Annotated in this window: 22 protein-coding genes; 10 read left to right on the top strand and 12 right to left on the bottom strand. The window is 73.5% G+C overall.

The features are described 5' to 3' along the window. Positions 1 to 48 precede the first annotated feature (48 nt). Positions 49 to 825: an isoprenyl transferase gene (locus H8838_RS05350; RefSeq protein ID WP_181311485.1), complete on the bottom strand. Its 777-nt coding sequence runs from the start codon at positions 823 to 825 to the stop codon at positions 49 to 51. 110 nt (positions 826 to 935) lie between these two features. Between H8838_RS05350 and trhA the strand changes: the two genes are divergently transcribed. Next, a complete protein-coding gene (gene trhA / locus H8838_RS05345) occupies positions 936 to 1,655 on the top strand; it encodes a PAQR family membrane homeostasis protein TrhA (protein ID WP_185996413.1) in 720 nt (239 codons plus the stop codon). A gap of 45 nt (positions 1,656 to 1,700) precedes the next feature. Continuing rightward, the gene (locus tag H8838_RS05340; protein WP_185996412.1) at positions 1,701 to 3,173 is read left to right on the top strand and encodes a protein adenylyltransferase SelO; all 1,473 of its coding nucleotides are present in this window, start codon (positions 1,701 to 1,703) and stop codon (positions 3,171 to 3,173) included. A 59-nt stretch (positions 3,174 to 3,232) separates the two neighbouring features. Here the strand turns inward: H8838_RS05340 and H8838_RS20185 are convergent, their stop codons facing one another. The 3 genes from H8838_RS20185 to H8838_RS05330 all read right to left on the bottom strand — a co-directional run bounded on the left by H8838_RS20185 (position 3,233) and on the right by H8838_RS05330 (position 5,670). Beyond that, entirely contained in the window at positions 3,233 to 3,361 is a 129-nt protein-coding gene (locus tag H8838_RS20185; protein WP_263458204.1) for a hypothetical protein, read from the bottom strand. A gap of 159 nt (positions 3,362 to 3,520) precedes the next feature. Then, positions 3,521 to 5,203, bottom strand: a complete 1,683-nt coding sequence (locus tag H8838_RS05335; RefSeq protein ID WP_185996411.1) for a bifunctional 3'-5' exonuclease/DNA polymerase — start codon at positions 5,201 to 5,203, stop codon at positions 3,521 to 3,523. A gap of 20 nt (positions 5,204 to 5,223) precedes the next feature. Next, positions 5,224 to 5,670, bottom strand: coding sequence for an SRPBCC family protein (locus H8838_RS05330; protein ID WP_181311489.1), 447 nt, complete (start codon positions 5,668 to 5,670; stop codon positions 5,224 to 5,226). A gap of 64 nt (positions 5,671 to 5,734) precedes the next feature. Between H8838_RS05330 and H8838_RS05325 the strand changes: the two genes are divergently transcribed. From H8838_RS05325 to H8838_RS05310, 4 genes are read left to right on the top strand one after another with little or no spacing between them, the layout of a single operon-like run. Then, on the top strand, positions 5,735 to 6,448 hold the full coding sequence (locus H8838_RS05325; protein ID WP_185996410.1) for a VOC family protein: 714 nt from the start codon (positions 5,735 to 5,737) through the stop codon (positions 6,446 to 6,448). Positions 6,449 to 6,468: 20 nt separating this feature from the next. After that, positions 6,469 to 6,981, top strand: coding sequence for an ArsR/SmtB family transcription factor (locus H8838_RS05320; RefSeq protein ID WP_185996409.1), 513 nt, complete (start codon positions 6,469 to 6,471; stop codon positions 6,979 to 6,981). Beyond that, positions 6,978 to 7,904, top strand: coding sequence for a M23 family metallopeptidase (locus H8838_RS05315; RefSeq protein ID WP_185996408.1), 927 nt, complete (start codon positions 6,978 to 6,980; stop codon positions 7,902 to 7,904). Before H8838_RS05320 ends, H8838_RS05315 begins: the two co-directional genes overlap by 4 nt. Continuing rightward, on the top strand, positions 7,901 to 8,155 hold the full coding sequence (locus H8838_RS05310) for a hypothetical protein (RefSeq protein ID WP_181311493.1): 255 nt from the start codon (positions 7,901 to 7,903) through the stop codon (positions 8,153 to 8,155). Before H8838_RS05315 ends, H8838_RS05310 begins: the two co-directional genes overlap by 4 nt. 19 nt (positions 8,156 to 8,174) lie before the next feature. Here H8838_RS05310 and H8838_RS05305 read toward each other — a convergent pair whose 3' ends face one another. The 4 genes from H8838_RS05305 to mca all read right to left on the bottom strand — a co-directional run bounded on the left by H8838_RS05305 (position 8,175) and on the right by mca (position 11,188). Next, positions 8,175 to 9,512 carry an SGNH/GDSL hydrolase family protein gene (locus H8838_RS05305; RefSeq protein WP_185996407.1) on the bottom strand — a complete coding sequence of 446 codons (1,338 nt, stop codon included), beginning with the start codon at positions 9,510 to 9,512 and terminating at the stop codon, positions 8,175 to 8,177. 155 nt (positions 9,513 to 9,667) lie between these two features. After that, complete coding sequence (locus H8838_RS05300; RefSeq protein WP_219924234.1) at positions 9,668 to 9,943, bottom strand: GlsB/YeaQ/YmgE family stress response membrane protein; 276 nt, start codon at positions 9,941 to 9,943, stop codon at positions 9,668 to 9,670. Positions 9,944 to 9,998: 55 nt separating this feature from the next. Beyond that, complete coding sequence (locus H8838_RS05295) at positions 9,999 to 10,262, bottom strand: hypothetical protein (protein ID WP_185996406.1); 264 nt, start codon at positions 10,260 to 10,262, stop codon at positions 9,999 to 10,001. 29 nt (positions 10,263 to 10,291) lie between these two features. Next, positions 10,292 to 11,188, bottom strand: coding sequence for a mycothiol conjugate amidase Mca (gene mca, locus H8838_RS05290; protein WP_185996405.1), 897 nt, complete (start codon positions 11,186 to 11,188; stop codon positions 10,292 to 10,294). Between the two features lie 29 nt (positions 11,189 to 11,217). On the opposite strand from mca, the gene H8838_RS05285 reads away from it, so the two are divergent. Both H8838_RS05285 and greA read left to right on the top strand, forming a co-directional pair. Further along, entirely contained in the window at positions 11,218 to 11,613 is a 396-nt protein-coding gene (locus H8838_RS05285) for a DUF4307 domain-containing protein (protein ID WP_181311497.1), read from the top strand. A gap of 141 nt (positions 11,614 to 11,754) precedes the next feature. Then, positions 11,755 to 12,252, top strand: a complete 498-nt coding sequence (gene greA, locus H8838_RS05280; protein WP_181311498.1) for a transcription elongation factor GreA — start codon at positions 11,755 to 11,757, stop codon at positions 12,250 to 12,252. Between the two features lie 30 nt (positions 12,253 to 12,282). On the opposite strand, the gene ilvA is transcribed toward greA, so the two are convergent. From ilvA to H8838_RS05265, 3 genes are read right to left on the bottom strand one after another with little or no spacing between them, the layout of a single operon-like run. Then, on the bottom strand, positions 12,283 to 13,506 hold the full coding sequence (ilvA, locus tag H8838_RS05275) for a threonine ammonia-lyase (protein ID WP_181311499.1): 1,224 nt from the start codon (positions 13,504 to 13,506) through the stop codon (positions 12,283 to 12,285). Further along, on the bottom strand, positions 13,499 to 14,893 hold the full coding sequence (locus tag H8838_RS05270) for an AI-2E family transporter (RefSeq protein WP_181311500.1): 1,395 nt from the start codon (positions 14,891 to 14,893) through the stop codon (positions 13,499 to 13,501). The genes ilvA and H8838_RS05270 overlap by 8 nt, the downstream gene beginning before the upstream one ends. Positions 14,894 to 14,936: 43 nt before the next feature. Continuing rightward, positions 14,937 to 16,109 carry a cystathionine gamma-synthase gene (locus H8838_RS05265; protein ID WP_224766397.1) on the bottom strand — a complete coding sequence of 391 codons (1,173 nt, stop codon included), beginning with the start codon at positions 16,107 to 16,109 and terminating at the stop codon, positions 14,937 to 14,939. A gap of 43 nt (positions 16,110 to 16,152) precedes the next feature. On the opposite strand from H8838_RS05265, the gene H8838_RS05260 reads away from it, so the two are divergent. Both H8838_RS05260 and msrA read left to right on the top strand, forming a co-directional pair. Then, on the top strand, positions 16,153 to 16,647 hold the full coding sequence (locus H8838_RS05260; protein WP_185996404.1) for a hypothetical protein: 495 nt from the start codon (positions 16,153 to 16,155) through the stop codon (positions 16,645 to 16,647). A gap of 82 nt (positions 16,648 to 16,729) precedes the next feature. Continuing rightward, positions 16,730 to 17,380 carry a peptide-methionine (S)-S-oxide reductase MsrA gene (gene msrA / locus H8838_RS05255; protein ID WP_397181791.1) on the top strand — a complete coding sequence of 217 codons (651 nt, stop codon included), beginning with the start codon at positions 16,730 to 16,732 and terminating at the stop codon, positions 17,378 to 17,380. Between the two features lie 26 nt (positions 17,381 to 17,406). Here msrA and H8838_RS05250 read toward each other — a convergent pair whose 3' ends face one another. Then, a complete protein-coding gene (locus H8838_RS05250; RefSeq protein WP_181311503.1) occupies positions 17,407 to 19,542 on the bottom strand; it encodes a carboxypeptidase-like regulatory domain-containing protein in 2,136 nt (711 codons plus the stop codon). Positions 19,543 to 19,607: the final 65 nt, after the last annotated feature.

The raw sequence follows: 19,607 nt of genomic DNA, 5'->3' as shown, positions 1-19,607 counted from the left end.
AGATCGCCGGCGCCCATCCGCAGACCGGTGCGGTCCCGGACGGCCGGGTCAGGTCCCGAACCGACGCTCCCGCTCGGCGTACGCCCGGATCGCCCGGAGGAAGTCGACCCGCCGGAAGTCCGGCCAGAGCGCCTCGCAGAAGTAGAACTCGCTGTGCGCGCTCTGCCAGAGCAGGAAGCCGCTCAGGCGCTGCTCTCCCGAGGTGCGGATCACCAGGTCCGGATCGGGCTGGCCCTTGGTGTAGAGGTGCTCCGCGATGTGCTCCACGTCGAGGGTCTCGGCGAGCTCCTCCAGGGTCCTGCCGGCCGCCGCCTGCTCGAGCAGGAGCGAGCGTACGGCGTCGGCAATCTCCTGGCGTCCGCCGTACCCGACGGCCACGTTGACCAGCAGGCCGTCCACGTCCCGGGTCGCCTCGGCGGCCGCCTTGAACCGGGACTGGGTCTCGTCGGGCAGCAGGTCCAGCGCGCCCACGGGGTGCACCCGCCAGCGACCGGTCGCCGCCAGCGAGTCAACGGCGCCCTCGATCACGGTGAGCAGCCCGGTCAGCTGCTCCGTCGGGCGGTTGAGGTTGTCGGTGGACAGCAGCCACAGGGTGACCACCTTGACCCCGAGCTCCTCGCACCACCCCAGGAACGGCTCGATGTTGTCGGCGCCGGCCTGGTAGCCCTTGGACGTCTCGGCCCCGACCGCCCGCGCCCACCGCCGGTTGCCGTCGAGCATCACGCCCACGTGCTGGGGGATCCGGTCGGGCGGGAGGAACTTCACCACCCGGGACTCGTACGCCGGGTAGAGCAGCCGGCGCACGGCGTCCTTGAAGTTCCCCATGAACGCCGATGCTACCCACCACGGTCGCCGCGCCTCACGCACGCCGGGCACGGAGTGACGAGCGTCGCGAATCCGTGACCCGCCACCTACGGTGTCGTAACTTGGGGGTCATGAGCGACGCGGCGCGCACACGCATGGATCACCTGCAGGACAGGGTCGAAGGTGCCCTGGAGGACGTCAAGCCCAAGCTGCGCGGCTGGCTGCACGCCGGGACCGTGCCGGTGGCGCTGGCCGCGGGGATCGTGCTGGTCGCGCTCTCCCCCACCCCGGCCACCCGTCTGGCGTCCGCCGTCTTCGCGCTCTCCGCGCTGCTGCTGTTCACCGTCTCGGCCGTCTACCACCGCGGGCGCTGGTCGCCGCGGACGCACGCGCACCTCAAGCGCTTCGACCACTCCAACATCTTCGTGCTGATCGCCGGCTCCTGCACCCCGTTCGCGGTGCTCCTGCTGGACGGGGCCGACCGGTGGTGGATGCTCGGGATCAGCTGGGGCGGCGCGCTGGCCGGCGTGGCGATGAAGCTGTTCTGGCTCAAGCACCCGCGCTGGCTGTCCGCGCCGATCTACATCGCCCTGGGCTGGGCGCCGGTCTTCTTCTTCGGCGGGTTCGTCGACGGTGCGATGGACTACGGCCGGCCCCTCGGCATCGCGGTGATCACCCTGGTCGTGGTCGGCGGAGCGCTCTACACCCTGGGCGGCGTCGTCTACGGCACGAAGCGGCCCGACCCCAACCCGCGCTGGTTCGGCTTCCACGAGGTCTTCCACACCTTCACCATCCTGGCCTTCCTCAGCCACTACGTCGGGGTCTCCCTGGCGACGTACGCCCTGCGCTGAGGCAGGCGCTCGTCTGCGGCCCCTCAGGTCGGTACCGTGGAGGGGGTGACCTCCACCGCACCCGCCTCCCGGATCGTCCTCGACCGCCGCTACGCGACCGACCTCCCCGAGCTGGCCGTGCCCTGGCGCGCCGAGCCGGCCCCGGAGCCCGAGCTGCTGGTCCTCAACGAGGAGCTGGCCGCCGAGCTCGGCCTCGACGCCGGGTGGCTGCGCAGCGCGGACGGGATCGCCCTGCTGACCGGGGGCGCGGTCCCCGAGGGGGCGGCACCGGTCGCCCAGGTCTACGCCGGGCACCAGTTCGGCGGCTGGTCGCCGCGCCTGGGCGACGGCCGGGCCCTGCTGCTCGGTGAGCTCACCGACCCGGCGGGCCGGGTCCGCGACCTCCACCTCAAGGGGTCGGGGCGCACCCCGCTCGCGCGCGGAGGGGACGGTCTGGCCGCGGTCGGCCCGATGCTGCGCGAGTACGTGGTGAGCGAGGCGATGCACGCGCTCCGCGTGCCGACCACCCGGTCGCTGGCCGTCGTCGCCACGGGCCGACCGGTGCAGCGCGAGACCGTGCTGCCGGGCGCCGTGCTCGCCCGCGTCGCCAGCAGCCACCTGCGGGTCGGCACCTTCCAGTACGCCCGCGCCACCGGCGAGGTGTCCCTGCTGCGCCGGCTGGCCGACCACGCGATCGCCCGCCACTACCCCGAGGCGGCGGAGGCGGAGCACCCCTACCTGGCCCTGTACGCCGCGGTCGTCGCCGCGCAGGCCGAGCTGCTCGCCCGGTGGACGGCGCTCGGCTTCGTGCACGGGGTGATGAACACCGACAACATGACCCTCTCCGGGGAGACGATCGACTACGGGCCGTGCGCCTTCCTCGACGCCCACGACCCGCGGCGGGTCTTCAGCTCCATCGACACCGGCGGTCGGTACGCCTTCGGCAACCAGCCCGCGGCCGCGGAGTGGAACCTGGCCCGGCTCGCCGAGGCGATGCTGCCGCTCCTCGCAGACGACGAGAGCGCCGCGGTCGCGCTCGCCACCGAGCAGCTGGCCACCTTCCGGCCGCTGCTCGCGGCCGCCTCCACGGCGAGGTCGCGGGAGCAGCTCGGCCTGGTCTCCGCCTCGGTCACCGACGCGACGGTGGCCGCGCTCGCCGCCCGGCTGGACGAGCTGATGACCGCCGGCCACGTCGACCACACGGGCTTCTTCCGGGCGCTGGGCCGGGCCGCCCGCGGCGACCGCGAGCCAGCCCGGTCCTTGGTGCTCGACCTGGCCGCGGTCGACGCCTGGCTCGACGACTGGACGGTGCTCTCCCCCGAGGCCGACGTCATGGACCGGACCAACCCGGTCTACGTGCCGCGCAACCACCTGGTCGAGGAGGCGCTCAGCGCCGCGGTCGCCGGGGACCTCGCGCCACTGCGGCAGCTGATGACGGCGGTGACGTCGCCCTACGACGAGCGCCCCGGTCTGGAGCGGTACGCCGAGGCAGGTCCGGCCGAGTTCGACTCGGCGTACCAGACCTTCTGCGGCACCTGAGGCGGCGCTCCGGGCCGTGCTCGGAGCGAGGCCTCAGGGGCCGCACGGAGGGACGGGCGTCAGTAGCCCAGTCCGAGGACGGCCATCAGAAAGCCGACGCACGGGACGAACCAGAGCATCGCCAGTCCCCACAGCTCTGCCTTGCGGTCCTCGTCTCGAGCCCGGACGGCCGGGTGAGTGGTAGCCACGAGTGCTTCCTTCCATGTCTCCGAGCAGGACGGGGGGTCACGTGCCCGGACCCTCCGACGGGCAAACGTTCCGGTGCCTCTGCAGGACCGGACCGCGCTCTTCCATCGAATCGCCGCCGCCCCTCGTCGTCAAAGGACCCTGGTCCCGAGCCGTGCGGGTCACGCGTCCCGATCGGGCGGTGCCACCCCTGCCACCCCGGGCTTGCCCGCCTCCGCGTAGGACCGGACGACGGAGACGTTGAGCGGGAAGTCGACGGCCAGCTCGCGGAAGAGCAGGTCCGCGGCGGACGCCGCGGCCCGCCGACACTCCTCGACGACCCGCTCGGCCAGGGCCTGCGGGGTGTGCACGACGACCTCGTCGTGCAGGAAGAAGACCAGGTGCGGCCGGGCGGTGAGCGGCCGGTCCGCTCCCCCCTGCGCGCCCAGGCGCCACAGCCGGGCGCGCAGGTCGGCCAGCCAGCACAGCGCCCACTCGGCACCGGTGCCCTGCACCACGAAGTTGCGGGTGAACCGGCCGTACGCCCGCCGCAGCCGTGCCTGCCCGTCGGGGTCGGCGGACGGCGCGGTCGGGTCGTGGTCCCAGACCTCGCCGAGGCTCGGCGACCCCCGGCCCAGCAGCGTGCGCACCGACTCGCCGCGTTCGCCGGCCCGGGCGGCGGCCTCGACCAGGCCGAACGCCTCGGGGTAGCGGCGCGAGAGCCCGGCCACCATCCGCCCGCTCTGCCCGCTGGTCGCGCCGTACATCGCGCCGAGCAGACCGAGCTTGGCGTCGTTGCGGCTGGCCACGGCGCCGTCCTCGACCATCCCCTGGTAGAGGTCCGCGCCCCTGGCGGAGCGGGCGAGTGCGGTGTCGCCGCTCATCCCGGCGAGCACCCGCGGCTCGAGCTGGGCGACGTCGGAGACCACCAGCGTCCACCCGTCGTCGGCGACGGCCGCCGGGCGGATCTGCGCCGGGAACGACAGCGCACCGCCCCCGGCCGACGACCAGCGCCCGGTGGACGACCCGGCGGGCTGGTAGACGGGGCGGAACCGACCGCCCCGCACCCACTGGTCGCTCCAGGCCCAGCCGGAGGTGGAGAAGAGGTGCGCGAGCTGCTTGTAGCGCAACAGCGGCTCGATCCCGGGGTGGTCGAGCCGGCGCAGCGTCCAGGCCCGCGTGTCCTCCACGTCGAGGCCGGCGCGGCGCAGCGCGGACAGCAGGTCGGGGCGCGAGTCGGGGTTGAGCCCTGGGCTCTCGAGCGCCCGACGCACCTGCTCGGCGAGCTCCTCGAGCCGAGCGGGTCGGGCCCCGCGCGGTGGCCGCGGACCGAGCAGGTCCGCGAGCAGCCGCTCGTGCACATCGGTGCGCCAGGGCACCCCGGCATGCGTCATCTCCACCGCGACCAGGGCGCCAGCGGACTCCGCGGCGAGCAGCAGCCGCAACCGCGAGGGCTCCCGGGAGGCGGTCACGACGGCGAGCTGCCGAGCGTCCTCGAGGTCGGCGCGCAGGTGCTCCGCGGTGTCGTCGACGGAGAAGAGCGCCGGCTCCGACGGCGTGCTCGGACCGAGCCGGTCCCAGTGCCCGGACTCCTCGCCGTCGAGCAGCCGGGCGTCCGCGGCCGGCGCCCGGCGCAGCAGGTGGTGGCAGAGCCTCAGGTCGTGGCAGCGCGCCACCCGGACCCCCGCGGCGAGCAGCGAGGGGTACCACCGCGCCGTGTCGTCCCAGACCCAGCGCGGGGACTCCGCCTCTTCGCGGTCGGCCACGTACGCCGGCAGGTCGGTCGCGTCGAGCACCCGCTCCTGCGCCCCGTCCCGGACCAGCGCCCGTTCCCCGGGCAGGCGGGAGAGGGAGATCCGGGTCACCGGGCCACCTTGCCACCCGGCTAGGACAGGCCGCCCTCCGGCGTCTCCCGCTCGGCCAGCCGCGCGAAGGTGACCGCCTCGTGCTCGACCATCCCCGTCGCCCGACCGCCCAGCAGCCGACTCATCACCACCGTCAGGGGCCCGGTCCACTCCAGCGACAGGTCCAGGCTCGCGCCGTCGTGGTCCTCGCGCACCGAGTGCACCGCCGTGCTGCGGATGCCGAGGGCCGAGGAGACCCAGGTGAAGGAGCGGGCCTGCCAGTCGGTCACCTCCCACACGGCCCGGGGCAGCCCGGGCTGACGCACCTCGAACCGGGAGCCGACCTGGGTGGGCCCGCTGCTCAGCTCGCGCACCGAGTCGACCGTGTCCAGCCGATCGGGCCAACGCTCCACGTCGCTGGCCAGCGCCCACAGCCGGTCGGCGGAGCCGGCGGACCAGGCGGAGGCGGTGATCCTCTCGGTGACCATCGCTCCATCCTGGAAGCGGCCCCGGGGGCGTGCCAGGGCCGTTCGTCCCTGGTTCACTGTGACGGTGACCACCGAACCACAGATGCCCCGGCCGCTCGTGACCTGGAAGGCGCTGTGCCTGGACGCCGTGGACGTGGCCGCCCAGTCGCGGTTCTGGGCCCCGGTGCTCGGCCTGGACGTGGCGGACCCCACCGCACCCCACCGGCTCGACGGACCGACCGCGCGGCACACCGTGTGGCTCAACGAGGTGGACCGTCCCCACCGGGTGAAGAACCGGATGCACCCGGACATCGACTCGGCCACGATCGAGGAGCTGGTCGCGCGCGGCGCCACGGTGCTCGCCCCCGCCGAGGCGACCGGGCTCGGGTGGACGGTGATGGCCGACCCGGAGGGCAACGAGTTCTGCGCCTTCCTCCGACCCCCCGGACAGGTGCCTGGCTACCGGCTGCACGGGGTGGTCGTCGACTGCGCCGACCCGCAGGCCCAGGCCCGCTGGTGGGGAGCGCTCTTCGGCGCGGAGGCGACCCACGCGCCGGAGCACGACTGGTGGACGCTGGAGGGCGTCGCGGTCGACGAGCGGATGACCCTCGACTTCGTCCCGGTGCCTGAGCCGCGGACGGCGCCCTCCCGGGTGCACTGGGACGTGACCGGCCGGGTGGAGGAGCTGCTGGCCCGGGGGGCAGAGCCGCGCTGGGAGCAGCCGGGATGGACCGTCCTGGCGGACCCGGAGGGCAACGAGTTCTGCGTCTTCCCGCCGGCAGATCACGACATCACGTAATTACGTACTATCGTGGTGCCATGAGTCTCGACGACCGTGTCACCGATCTCGAGCGCCGCATCGCCGCGCTCGAGGCCACCCAGATCACCCAGACCAGCCAGACCAGCCAGTCCCCCGCCGCCGCGGCGGACCCGGTCTTCTGGGCCCTGGAGGGGCTGCGGGCGCGGGTGCCGGGGCCCGGCGCGGTGATGCTGGTGGGCCACGTCGAGCTGCCCGACGGTCGCACGGCCCAGTGGCAGGAGGGAGCCGTCACCCAGGACCTGCTCGAGCTCGACTGGGCGACCACGAGCGATGCCTTCGCCGCCCTGGGGCACCCGGTCCGGCTGCGACTGCTCCAGCAGGTTCTGGCCGGAGTGGCCACCGTCCCGGAGCTGACCGCGACCGAGGGCGTCGGGACCAGCGGGCAGGTCTACCACCACCTGCGCCAGCTGGTCGCCGCCGGCTGGCTGAGCGCCCTCGGCGGTGGGCGGTACGAGGTACCGGTCGCCCGGGTGGTCCCCGCCCTGGTCATGGTGCAGGCGGCCCGGCGATGAGGGGCGCGATCGCCCGCGGGCAGACCTGGTGGCTGCGTCTCTTCGTGCTCGCGGTCGTGGTCACCGCCGTGGTGGACGTGCCGTTCCCCTGGGGCCTGCTCGTGGTCGCCGTCCCGTTCCTGCTCTTCCTGGTGCGTCCCACGCAACCGCCGTCGCGCGACCCGGTGCCGGTGCTCGCGCCGGTGCGGGGTCGCTGGGTGGCCCTGAACAGCCCCGGGTCGGCGGTGCCGAGCCACGGGGTCCGCTCCATGGGTCAGACGTACGCCGTGGACCTGCTGGTCCCCAGCGGAGAGGAGGCGCCCGCACGGCTCGGCTGGTCGCTGCGCGGCCGCCGGCCCGCCTCGTACGCCGCGTTCGGCCGGCCGGTGCATGCGATGGCGGGCGGCACGGTGCTGCGCGTCGCCGACGGTCAGCGCGACCACCGGGCCCGCGACACCTGGCCGCTGCTGATCGCGATGCTCACGGTCGACGGGTTCTGGCGCGAGCTGCGCGGTGCCGCCGGGCTCCTGGGCAACCACGTCGTGGTCGAGCACGACGACGGCACCTGCGCCGCCTACGCCCACCTGCGACGAGGGTCGGCCACCGTCGCCGCCGGTGCCCGGGTGGCGGCGGGGCACCAGCTCGCCGAGGTCGGCAACACCGGCAACTCCTCGGAGCCCCACCTGCACGTGCAGCTGATGGACGGACCCCGGCCGAGCGGAGCCGCGGGGATCCCGATGACCTGGTCCGGCCTGGAGCTCGAGCCCGCCCTGGACCCCCGGTGGACCGGGTCCGGCGTCAAGCCCGGCGCCCAGCCGGAGTTCCCGGTCAACGGGCAGGTCTTCACCGTCGCCGAGCCGCGCCTCGCGGGACCGCGCACGGAAGGACCGGCTCAGGCAGGACCGGCTCAGGCAGGATCGACTCAGGCAGGATCGGCACGGTGACCGTCTACCTCGCCTGGACCGCCGTACCGCCCGAGGACCTGGAGGGGCCCTGGCACGAGGCGCGCGAGGTCGCCGACGGGTTGCTCCTGCTGGAGAGCACCGAGTCGCTCTCGGCCGTCTACCACGCGCTCAAGTGGGCGCTGCCCGGGGAGGCGGCGCTGATCGTGGTCCCGGTCCCCCAGACGCCGAAGTCCCGCGGCATGGCCCCGGGCACCACCACCTGGCTGCGGGAGCGCACCACGCCGCCGTGAGCGCCATGGCCGTGGCGGCTCAGCGCAGGCAGGCCGGCCGCGCGCGCCGCAGGTTGCGGACCACCCGCAGGTCTCCGTCGCGCAGGACCACCTTGGCCCGCAGCTGGCCGCGGGCCGGCAGCTTCGCCGCCCGCAGGGAGACCCGGAACGGGCCGGTGCGATCGACGCCGACCTTCTTCGGGCCGACGGAAAACCGGACCCGGGCGAGCCGCTCGGTGGTGCCACGCACCTGGACCCGGGCCCGGGCGTTCGAGCAGGAAGGCCGCAGGGTCAGCGACTTCGCCTCCGCGCGCAGCTGCACTCGACGCGCGGCACGGTTCGGGGAGGGGGCGGGCACCTGGGTCGGGGTGGTGGTCGGCGTCGGGGTCGGCGTCGCGGACGGGGTGGGCGTGGTCGGCGTGGGCTGCGGGGCCGGGCCGGCGCTCACGCAGGAGTCGTCGAAGGGCGTCTGCGGCTCACCGCGCAGCCCTTGGAGCGTGCGCACCAGGTGCTGGGCCATCGCGTCCATGCCGCACGCGGAGGGATGGAGCACCGCCCCGTCACCGTAGGTCTCGAGCGCGCGGATCCACTGGCGCCGCGGCTCCGCACAGGCCGTGCGGTCCACCGAGCCCGGGATGTCGCGCATGTCGACGAAGTCGACGTCCGGCCCGGTGGCCACGCGCTCCAGGGTGTCGGACATCCGGTCGATCTGGCTCTGCACGTAGGTGAACTCCTGGGCGCTCAGGGCGCCACCGAAGGTCGCCACGCAGCCGCTGGGCGGCAGGTAGGTGCCGTAGCCGATCACCAGGATCCGGGCGCGAGGAGCGCGGCTGCGTGCCTGCGCGATGCCGCGGCTCAGCTGGGTCTCCAGGGTGCGGAACCGCTCGGCGTACGGGTCGGTGCCGGCCGCGGGCACGCAGTCGGTGCTGAAGCAGGACGTCGCGAGCTGGACCAGGCCGATGTCGTTGCCGCCCAGGGTGCCGAAGGTGACCAGGGTGGTGTCGGCGTCCAGCGCGTCGAGCTGCGGGGAGTTCGTCCGGCCGCCGGGCAGGGACTGGGCGGAGAAGAGGTCGACCGACCGCGCTCCCCCGCAGCTGGCGTCGGTGTAGGCGGTCAGCCCACCAGGGGCACGGTCCAGCACCCCGGCGACCAGGCTCGGGAAGTTCCGCTCGCTGCGCGAGCACCCCTCCGGGCGCTGCGGGGCGATCCCCGGCCCGGAGGCGAAGGAGTCGCCCAGCGCGACCATCCGCTCACCCCCGGGGCCCCGGTCCCACACCCGGCTGAAGGTGTCGGGGGCAGCGTGGCCCGGCGGCATGAGCGCCAGGGCAGCCAGGGCCGGGAGGAGGGCGGAGAGCATGACCAGGATCGTTCGGCGCACAGGCAGAAGATAGCCCATCTGTGACCCGGGTCACGCGGTCGTGCTGCTGCCACATGCACACGACCGCGCAGCCTGGTGGCCGCGCGGTCGTGGCGAGGGCGTCTCCGCCCGGGTGGTGCTGAACTGCAGGTGGTGCTGAGTCCCTGGTGGTGGGGTCAGACGGTGTTCTTGTTCCGGCTGGACATGCCCTCCGCGACGCCCACCAGCAGGAAGGCCGCGATCACCGCGAAGACGAAGCCCAGGAAGTTGAGCTCGAAGGGGTTGGTGTTGTCGTTGAAGAGACCACCGATGAGACCACCGATGATGGCGCCGACGACACCGAGGAGCATGGTCGCGACCATGCTCATGGACTGCTTGCCGGGGCGAAGCAGTCGAGCGAGGGCACCGATCACGATGCCCACCAGCAGAAGGCCGAGAATTTGGAAGATCATGACCGGCCGGTACCCAGGGCCATGCGCGACCAAACGGACCGGCTCCGCGGGCGCCTCAGGGGCGGGGCGTCTCCCGCTCGTCCTCGGCCGCGGGCGCGGGCTCGTCACCGAAGACTCCCGCGTCCCGGGCGGCGTTGGTCTTGCGCAGCTGGCGGACCAGGCTCCAGCCCAGCAGGGCGACCGCCACCGCCATCCCCAGCCAGAGGAGGAGCGCCGTCCAGCCGGCCTTCACGTCCTCGGGCTCCGGGGCGGGCCGGGGCGCGCCGTCAGCGAGCGTGAGCAGCGGGTCGAGGAACGAGGGGTCGAAGAGGTCGAGCATGGTCCCAGTGTCTCAGGCGACCGGTCGAATCACGAGGTGAGGTCGATCCCAGTGAAGAGGTCGTCCTCGGGCAGCTCGGTCGGCACGTGGCTGACCACCAGCTCGTAGTCCTCCGTCGGCCAGACCTCCTGCTGGATCTCGCGCGGCACGGAGAACCAGAACCCGTCCGGGTCGATCTGGGTCGCGTGCGCCAGCAGGGCCTGGTCGCGCACGCCGAAGTAGTCGCCGCAGGGCACCCGGGTGGTGATCCGGTCGTCCCACTCCGGGTTCGGCTCCCACTTCTCCAGCCGCTCGGCGTACGGCGACTCCAGGCCGTGGGCCACCATCGCCTCGTGCAGCGCGACCGTCTTGGGCCGGTTGAACCCGTGGTGGTAGTAGAGCTTGAGCGGCTGCCAGGGCTCCCCCGCCTCGGGGTAGCGCTCCGGGTCGCCGGCGGCGTGGAACGCCTCGACCGAGACCTCGTGGCACTTGATGTGGTCGGGGTGCGGGTAGCCGCCGTTCTCGTCGTACGTCGTGACCACGTGCGGGCGGAACTCGCGGATCAGCCGCACCAGCGGGGCGGCACCCTCCTCGGGGGTGACCAGACCGAAGCACCCGTCGGGCAGCGGCGGCTTCGGGTCGCCCTCGGGCCAGCCGGAGTCGACGAAGCCCAGCCAGTCCTGGGTGACGCCCAGGATGTCGCGCGCGCACTCCATCTCCCGGCGCCGCACCTCGGTGATCTTCGCCGCGATGTCGGGCCGGTCCATCTTGGGATTCAGGATCGAGCCACGCTCGCCACCGGTGCAGGTGACCACGTGCACGTCGACGCCCTCGGCGACGTACTTCGCCGTGCTGGCCGCCCCCTTGCTCGACTCGTCGTCGGGGTGGGCGTGCACGTGCATGAGGCGGAGACCGGCGCGAGGGCCGGCCGGGGGGCGCGTCTGCATGGCTGGAGTCTAGGTGGCACTCTGGAGCCGTGAGCTCGCAGGCAGATCTGGCCACCCGCTACGGCACTCCCCCCCGCGGACGACGCCGGCTGGCGATCACTCTCGTGGTCCTCCTCGCCGTGGTCTCGCTGGGCTGGCTGGGCTGGGCCGCCTGGTTCCACGGGTCGCCCGCAGCGTCGTCGGGCCAGGTCGGCTACCAGGTCGTCGACGACCACACGGTGACCGTGGTGGTCGACGTCCGGCTCGACGGCGTCGAGGAGGCCGACTGCCTGGTGCGCGCCTACTCCTCCGACAAGGCCACGGTCGGCGAGCTCGCCTTCACCGGTGTCGACGGCCGCCAGGAGGTGACCGTGCGGACCGAACGCCGGGCCACCAGCGCGGAGAACGTCGGGTGCCGCGTCGAGGGCCAGGCCCGGCGCCGCTGACCGGTCTGTCGACGAACGGGCGCATTCGGCACGCGGTTGGTAGACTGACCTGTCAACCAGTCACCCGCGGGGCTCGAGGGATAGATCGCGACAGAGCGATGGAGCCCGGCGGGTGTTGCTTTTCCTTACAGGAGTGGAGCCATGACCCAGTCGACCGATCAGGCCACCATCTGGCTGACCCAGGACGCCTACGACAAGCTCACGGCGGAGCTGGAGGACCTCAAGGGCCCCAAGCGCCAGGAGATCATCGAGAAGATCAGCTCGGCCCGCGACGAGGGTGACCTGAAGGAGAACGGCGGCTACCACGCCGCCAAGGACGAGCAGGGCAAGCAGGAGGCCCGGATCCGTCAGCTGGAGGACATGCTCCGTCGCGCCGAGGTCGGCGAGACCCCGGCCGACGACGGGATCGTGGAGCCGGGCATGAAGGTCACGGTCAAGTTCGTCGACTTCGGAGACGAGGAGATCTTCCTCTTCGGCGCCCGGGAGATGGAGGAGGACGGCCTGACCGTCTACTCCCCCCAGTCGGCCCTCGGTGCCGCGATCAACGGCCGCAAGAAGGGCGAGACCGTCACCTACGAGGCGCCCAACGGCAAGGACCTCAAGGTCGAGATCGTCGACGCCGTCCCCTTCACCGGCTGAGCCACTCTGCGTTCCCGCGGGGAGCGCGCGTCACTCGAAGACTCGGTGACCGCGCTCCCGCAACCGGGCCAGGACGCGCTCGGCGTGAGCGGTGCTGCGGGTCTCCAGCTGGAGCCTGACCTCGACCTCGTCCAGCGCCAGCGTCGGTGAGAACCGTTCGTGCGCGACCTCGAGCACGTTGGCGCCGGTCTCGCTGACCTGCGCCAACAGCCTGGCCAGGTCACCGGGCCGGTCGGTGATGCAGACCCGCAGGTAGAGGTAGCGCCCGGCGGACGCCAGGCCGTGCCGGATCACCCGCCCCAGCAGCAGCGGGTCGATGTTCCCGCCCGAGAGCACGGCGACCGCCGGGGTCTGGAACGCGGTGGGCTCGTCCAGCAGCGCGGCCACCGCGGCGGCGCCGGCGGGCTCGACGACCATCTTGGCCCGCTCCAGCAGCGCCAGCAGCGCGCGTGAGAGCGACTCCTCCGAGACCGTGCGCACCTCGTCCACGTGGTCACGGACCGCGGCGAAGGTGAGCTCCCCGGGCAGCCCCACGGCGATCCCGTCCGCCATCGTGCTCATCGCAGCCAGCGCGACCGGAGCACCCGCGGCCAGCGAGCCGGGGAAGGCCGCGGCACCCTCCGCCTGCACGCCCACTACCCGCACGTCGGGGCGCAGCGCCTTCACCGCCAGTGCGATCCCGGCCAGCAGCCCGCCGCCGCCGGTGGGCACCAGCACCGTACGCACCTCGGGAGACTGCTCCAGGATCTCCAGGCCGCAGGTGCCCTGCCCGGCGACCACGTCCGGGTGGTCGAAGGGGTGGATGAGCACCGCCCCGGTGTCGAGGGCGAACTGTCGGGCCGCGGCCAGCGCGTCCTCCAGGTAGCGGCCGGCGAAGACCACGTCGGCGCCGTACCCCCGGGTGGCGTTCTCCTTGGGGATGGGCGCCCCCTCGGGCATGAAGACGGTGGCCCGGATGCCCAGCGCCTGGGCGGCCAGCGCCACCCCCTGCGCATGGTTGCCGGCCGAGGCGGCGACCACGCCCCGGGCCCGCTCGGCCTCGCTGAGCCCGGCGATCCGGACGTAGGCGCCGCGGGCCTTGAAGGAGCCGGTGCGCTGGAGGTTCTCGCACTTGAGCCCGACCGGGCCGCCGGCCAGGTCGGAGAGCCAGCGCGACTCCTCCATCGGGGTGCGCACGGCCACCCCCTCGAGCGTCCTCGCGGCCCGCTCGATCTCGGCCAGTCCCACCGGCTCGCTGCGCGGCTGTTCACCCATCGCCACGTCGCCCCTCGTCGTCGTCGACCACCGGGCTGTCGGGGGCGGGCACCGGCTCGGCCTCGTTGCCCTCCGACCGTTCGGCGGCTATCTCCTCCTCCAGCCGGTCGTCGGGGTCCGGCTCCCCCACCGACGTCTGCTCAGCCAGGTGCTGGACGACGGCGTTGACCGCCGCGGCCAGCGGCACGGCGACCAGGGCCCCACCGATCCCGGCGAGCACGATGCCGACGGCGATCGCCACGATCACGCCCAGCGGGTGCAGGGAGACGAACCTGCCCATCAGGAAGGGCTGCAGGATGTGACCCTCGAGCTGCTGGACCAGGATCACGCCGCCGAGCATCAGCAGCGCGGTGAACGGCCCCTGGTCCACCAGCGCGACCAGCACGGCCACGGAGCCCGCGACCGTGGCGCCGATCATCGGGACGAAGGCGCCGAGGAAGACCAGGACGCCGATCGCCAGCACGAACGGGACGCTGAGGATCTCGGCCACGATCATCACGCCGATCGCGTCGACCAGGGCGACGATCACGGTGGCCCGGACGAACTGGGTCAGCGAGACCCAGGCCACCCGCCCGGAGTTGTCCATGTGCTCGCGGGCCGCCCGCGGCGCCAGCCGCACGGTCCACGCCCAGATCCGCTCGCCGTCGGCGAGGAAGAAGTACGTCGCGAACAGGACGATGAAGAAGCCGGCCGTGACGTGGCCCAGCGCGCTGCCGATGCCGGTCACCTGGCTGACCACCGCACCGTTCTGCGTGCCCTCGGTGATCGCGTCCTGGGCGACCTTGATGTAGTCGTTGATCTGGCTCTCGCTGGCGTTGAGCGGGCCGTCGCGGAGCCAGACCCGGATCTGCTGCAGGCCGGCGACCACCTGGTCGGCCAGGTCCGTGGCGCCGGTGGCGACCTGCTGGCCCGCGAACGTGAGGAGCACCCCGACCACACCCAGGGTCAGCACCACCGCGCTGATGCTGGCCAGCCCGCGCGGGATGCCGATCCGCGCCACCCCGCGGACGAACGGGCTGACCAGGGCCGTGATCAGCAGGGCGATCGCCAGCGGCAGCGTCACCACCGCGAAGTCGGCGACGGTCCGGGCGATCAGGTAGCCGGCGACCGCGATCACGATGAACCGCCACGCCCAGGCCGCCGCCAGGTCGAGACCCCACGGCACCTGCGCCCGGCTGAAGTTCGAGGGCCCGGTGGTGATCACCGGCCGGGGCTCGGCCCGCCGCTCGGCGCGGATCATCGCCCACTGGTTGGCCAGCTGCTGGGTGATCCGCTCCGCGATGCTCTCCCGGGTGCGCTCCGCCTCGACCTGCTGCGCGGACGGCTGCCCCTCGGCACCGCCCGGCCCCTCGTCGAGGTGGTGCCCCTCGTCCCCGTCCCTGGTCATCGGGTCAGGCTACCCAGGCGCCTGGTCAGCCCGGTCAGCCCACTCAGCCCAGGGCTCGGTCGAGGTCGGCCAGCAGGTCCTCGACCGTCTCGATCCCGACGCTGAGGCGGACCAGGTCGGCCGGGACCTCCAGGTCGGTGCCCGCGACGCTGGCGTGCGTCATCCGGCCGGGGTGCTCGATCAGCGACTCCACGCCGCCCAGCGACTCGCCCAGGGTGAAGACCTCGGTGCGCGCGCAGAGGTCCAGCGCCGCCTGCTCGCCGGCCGCCACCCGGAAGCTGACCATCCCGCCGAAGCGCTTCATCTGCTTGGCCGCGACGGCGTGCCCGGGGTGCTCGGGCAGGCCCGGGTAGATCACCTGCGCCACCGCCGGGTGACCGGTGAGGAAGTCGACGATCCGCTCCGCGTTGTCGCAGTGCCGGTCCATCCGCACCGCGAGCGTCTTGAGCCCCCGGTGGGTCAGGAAGCTGTCGAACGGGCCGGGCACGGCGCCGATCGAGTTCTGGTGGAAGGCGATCGCCTCGGCGACCTCCAGGTCGCGGACCACCAGGGCGCCGCCGACGACGTCGGAGTGGCCGCCGACGTACTTGGTGGTCGAGTGGACGACCACGTCGGCGCCCAGGGTGAGCGGCTGCTGGAGGTACGGCGAGGCGAAGGTGTTGTCGACCACCAGTCGCGCGCCTGCCTCGTGCGCGACCGCGGCGAGCGCCTCGATGTCGCCGATGTTGAGCAGCGGGTTCGTCGGGGTCTCCACCCAGACCAGCTTGGTGCGGCCGGGCTGGATCGCGGCCCGCACCGCGTCGAGGTCGGAGCCCGCCGCGGGGCTGTGCTCCAGGCCCCAGCTGCGCTCGACCTTGTCGAAGAGCCGGAAGGTGCCCCCGTACGCGTCGTCGGGGAGCACCACGTGGTCGCCGGGCCGGCACAGCGCCCGCACCAGGGTGTCCTCGGCCGCCAGACCGGAGGCGAACGCGAAGCCGCGCTCCCCCTCCTCGACCGCGGCCAGCGCGCCCTCCAGCGCGGTGCGGGTGGGGTTGGCCGAGCGGCTGTACTCGTAGCCGCCGCGCAGGCCGCCGACGCCGTCCTGCTTGTAGGTGCTGGTGGCGTAGATCGGCGGGATCACCGCCCCGGTGCTCGGGTCGGGCTCGTAGCCGGCGTGGATCGCCCGGGTCTCGAAGCCGGACTTGTGGGCGTGCTCGCTGCTGTTGGACTGGCTCACCCGCCCGAGACTAGCCGCGCGCCCGAGCGGGTATCTGCTCCGCATGGCGATCGACGACGCACACACCCGCCCGGCCGGTCTCGACGACAAGACGGTCGAGGCGCTCGGCAAGCTCTCCGAGGCGCTGGAGACCATCGAGCAGGCCCGCGGCATGCTCTACGGGTTCCACCGGCTGACCGGCACCGCCGACTTCGCCGCCGGCGAGGCGGCCGAGCTGCTCCGCGACGCGGGGCACCACGAGCTGGCCGAGCGGGTGGCCAGCGAGCTGGTCGGGCGCAACGTGCTCGAGGGCCGCTGGACCTTCCAGATCATGGAGGAGTACGACGACGGCTACTACGCCGACGTCAAGCGGCTCGAGCGCGAGGCCCGCGAGCAGCTGGTCGCCGGCAAGCGGCACCTGCAGGAGGCCGAGCTCAAGGAGGAGCGGCGTACCGGCGGGCGGCGGCACCACGAGCGCCGCCCCGACTCCGCGCCCGGCGACCCCGAGGTGACCGAGGACCCGGACGCCGCGCTGGGCCGGCCGCCCGAGCACCGCTGACGCGCAGCCGGGACGGCGCGGGAAGCACCGGACCGGTCGCGGTGTTGTAGCAGTCCGAGCCCGTCGACCCTGAGGAGATCCCGTGCTGTTCGGTCGCACCAAGTCCCAGCTCCCCACCCCCGAGGACGCCCTGCCCGGCCGCGAGCAGCAGCCGTGGCGCCTGGGCCAGCACCTCGTGCTGAAGACCCCGGTCCAGGCCGAGGAGGTGCCCGAGGGCATGGAGGTCGCCGTCTTCGGTCTCGGCTGCTTCTGGGGCGCGGAGGAGATCTACTGGCAGATCGACGGCGTCTGGTCGACCTCGGTCGGCTACGCCGGAGGCATCACCCCGCACCCGACGTACGAGGAGGTCTGCTCCGGGCGGACCGGCCACACCGAGGCCGTGCGGATCGTCTTCGACCCGAAGGTCGTCTCCTTCGCCGACCTGGTGAAGAAGTTCTTCGAGATCCACGACCCGACGCAGGGCATGCGGCAGGGCAACGACGTGGGCACCCAGTACCGCTCGGCGATCTACTTCACCACCCCCGAGCAGGAGCAGACCGCGCGGGACCTGACGAAGGTGTACGGCGACGAGCTCGCCCGGCGCCAGCTCGGTGACATCACCACCGAGATCCGCCCCGCCGAGGAGGCCGGCTACTACTTCGCCGAGGACGCGCACCAGCAGTACCTGGCGAAGAACCCCTTCGGCTACCGGTGCCACGCCAACACCGGCGTCCGGTTCCCGGCCACGGCCTGACGGAAGGCCGGGTACCGGCTCACGGCCTACGGACTCGCGGGCTGAACCTCGACGTCTTCCAGCGACTCCCCCGGCCCCACCCACATCCCCAGCAGCGAGGGACCTGTCGGCAGCGGCACCAGCTCCTCGGAGCCCTCCTCGCCCCGGACGGAGGCGAAGCGGTAGAAGCCCGCCGGCAGGCCCTCGAGCTCGAAGACGCCGTCCTCGGCCGACTGGGTCCTGGCCACCTGGGACCAGCTGCCGTCGACGTCGCGTCGCAGCAGCGCCAGGTGCTCCCACTCCCGCTCGGTTCCCAGACGGCTCACCGTGACCCCCGAGACCGACGCCGACGCGTCGAGGGCCACGTCGACGCCCGTGACGTCCTCCCCGGGGGCGACCTCGAGCCGAGCCGCCTGCCCCCGGTCATAGGTGATGACACCCTCGGCGTCGAGGTAGGCCCAGCTCTGCTGCTGGTCCGGGGACGACAGGTTCCGGAGTCTCAGCAGCCGGCTTCCCGGCCGCACCCCCTCCAGCACGAACCCGCCGTCCTCGTCCACGGGGAGGCACGAGTAGCTGCTCCGGTGAGGGTCAGCGGCACCACCGTCGAGGCAGACCTCGACGTAGGGGGTGGTGCCGGCGCGCCCGCTGGAGTGCACGGAGACCGTGCCGCTGATCCTGGCCACGGCCTCCAGCCTCGCGTCGAGGCCGCCGACGGTGCGACCGGGTCGCACGCGCACCACCCTGGCCTCCGCCCGTCCGCCGCCACCACCGATCCAGGTCGTGGCGTGCCGCCGGTGCTCCACGCGGAGTCGGTACTGCTGGTCGGCCAGTCCTGCCAGCCGGTAGCGCCCCTCGCGGTCGCTTCGAGCGGTGACCTCGCGCTGACAGGGAGCCCCCTTGACCGGGACGGCGACCACCCGAGCACGGGCCAGGGGGACGCCGTCCTGGTCGACGAGCGCACCTCGCACCCCGCCTCCGGGCGCCAGCACCAGCTGCCGTTCCATGAGCTCGCCGCGCTCGAGGACGATCGAGCGCCTCAGCTCCCCCGGGCCGGCGCCGCAGGCTTGCCACCTGGCACCCCGCGGCGGCGCCACGAGGAGCCGGTGCCGGTAGAGGAGGTTCGCCGGGGCGATCGAGAACGAGCCGTCTGCTGCGGTCCGGTCGCTGAAGGTGCCGGGAGAAACGACGCAGCAGCTGCCCACGCTGGGACCGTAGGGCTCGAACACCTGGGTCAGGCTCACCTCCACCCCGGCCACCGGCCGCCCGGCCGAAGTCAGCACGCGGCCGAAGAACCGCCCCGGGTCTCCCACGACGGCGTCGACCCGGACCGTGCTGCCGCTGCTCACCTCGAAGGTCGGCGCCTCGGCCGTCCGGGCGGCCGCGGCGCCACCGGGACCCGCGTAGAGCCGGGCGCGGTTGAGACTTCCGATCTCCAGCCGGTAGGTCCCGGGAGGCAGGGCCAGGCGCTCGAAGCGGCCGACGCCCTGCTGCGGAACGCTGGTTCCGGGGACTTGCTCCCAGCCGGTCGGGGTACGGCGCTCCGGACTCGCGTAGGCGTCCACCGGACCGCCCGTCGTGGATCGGATGGTGCCTGCCACCCGACCACCGGCCTCGAGCACAGCATCGACCCCGACCGCCTGCCCGGGAGGCACCCGCAGCCGCTGAGCAGCAGAGAGGTCGAACACGCCCCCGTGGTACTGCACCGGGAACCGCGCCACGGTCATGGTGTCGATGAACCGCAGCGTGTGCCGGCGTACTCCCACCTGCTCCAACCGGTACCTGCCCCAGCGGTCGGTCCGGTCGCTCTGCCGCGGCGGGTCCACGAAGAAGGCCGGGCCGGCGAGCAGCTCGACGGCGACCCCCGGCACCGGGCGGCCCTTCCCGTCACGCACGACGCCGGAGATCACTCCGTCCCGACGGATCGGGACCGGCCCCGGCGTGGTGGACGCCTGGGTGGTGGGCACGGGCCAGCGAGGCACGGCGACGGCTCGCGGGGTCGGCTCGTCCCACCCGGCCGCGACCAGCTGGGCCACCAGCACCCCGGCGGCCACGGCGCAGACCCCGGCCGCGGCCGAGAGCCCGGCCAGCCACGGGTCCCGCCGCGCCCAGGTCCGCGCCCGGGCGACCAGCCCGGGCGAGGCTGCGTCGTCCGCATCCCCCGTGTCGTGCGCACCGTGCGTCATGGTCCCTCCGCGGGGATTGTGACAGCGATCACGAACACCCGCCAGGAACGACCAGGTATCCGCCA

The organism is Nocardioides campestrisoli (assembly GCF_013624435.2).
In the GTDB taxonomy this organism is placed as follows: Bacteria; Actinomycetota; Actinomycetes; order Propionibacteriales; family Nocardioidaceae; genus Nocardioides; species Nocardioides campestrisoli.
Note: the sequence above shows the minus strand (reverse complement) of the source record. Positions and strands in the feature narration are given on the sequence as shown.

Excerpts from the sequence above, each read along its gene's own strand:
- greA (WP_181311498.1), top strand. The coding sequence starts at position 11,755 with ATGACCCAGTCGACCGATCAGGCCACCATCTGGCTGACCCAGGACGCC.
- H8838_RS05295 (WP_185996406.1), bottom strand. The coding sequence starts at position 10,262 with ATGCTCGACCTCTTCGACCCCTCGTTCCTCGACCCGCTGCTCACGCTC.
- H8838_RS05330 (WP_181311489.1), bottom strand. The coding sequence starts at position 5,670 with ATGGTCACCGAGAGGATCACCGCCTCCGCCTGGTCCGCCGGCTCCGCC.
- H8838_RS05270 (WP_181311500.1), bottom strand. The coding sequence starts at position 14,893 with ATGACCAGGGACGGGGACGAGGGGCACCACCTCGACGAGGGGCCGGGC.
- mca (WP_185996405.1), bottom strand. The coding sequence starts at position 11,188 with ATGCAGACGCGCCCCCCGGCCGGCCCTCGCGCCGGTCTCCGCCTCATG.
- H8838_RS05250 (WP_181311503.1), bottom strand. The coding sequence starts at position 19,542 with ATGACGCACGGTGCGCACGACACGGGGGATGCGGACGACGCAGCCTCG.
- H8838_RS05350 (WP_181311485.1), bottom strand. The coding sequence starts at position 825 with ATGGGGAACTTCAAGGACGCCGTGCGCCGGCTGCTCTACCCGGCGTAC.
- H8838_RS05320 (WP_185996409.1), top strand. The coding sequence starts at position 6,469 with ATGAGTCTCGACGACCGTGTCACCGATCTCGAGCGCCGCATCGCCGCG.
- H8838_RS05300 (WP_219924234.1), bottom strand. The coding sequence starts at position 9,943 with ATGATCTTCCAAATTCTCGGCCTTCTGCTGGTGGGCATCGTGATCGGT.
- H8838_RS05315 (WP_185996408.1), top strand. The coding sequence starts at position 6,978 with ATGAGGGGCGCGATCGCCCGCGGGCAGACCTGGTGGCTGCGTCTCTTC.
- ilvA (WP_181311499.1), bottom strand. The coding sequence starts at position 13,506 with ATGGGTGAACAGCCGCGCAGCGAGCCGGTGGGACTGGCCGAGATCGAG.
- H8838_RS05260 (WP_185996404.1), top strand. The coding sequence starts at position 16,153 with ATGGCGATCGACGACGCACACACCCGCCCGGCCGGTCTCGACGACAAG.
- trhA (WP_185996413.1), top strand. The coding sequence starts at position 936 with ATGAGCGACGCGGCGCGCACACGCATGGATCACCTGCAGGACAGGGTC.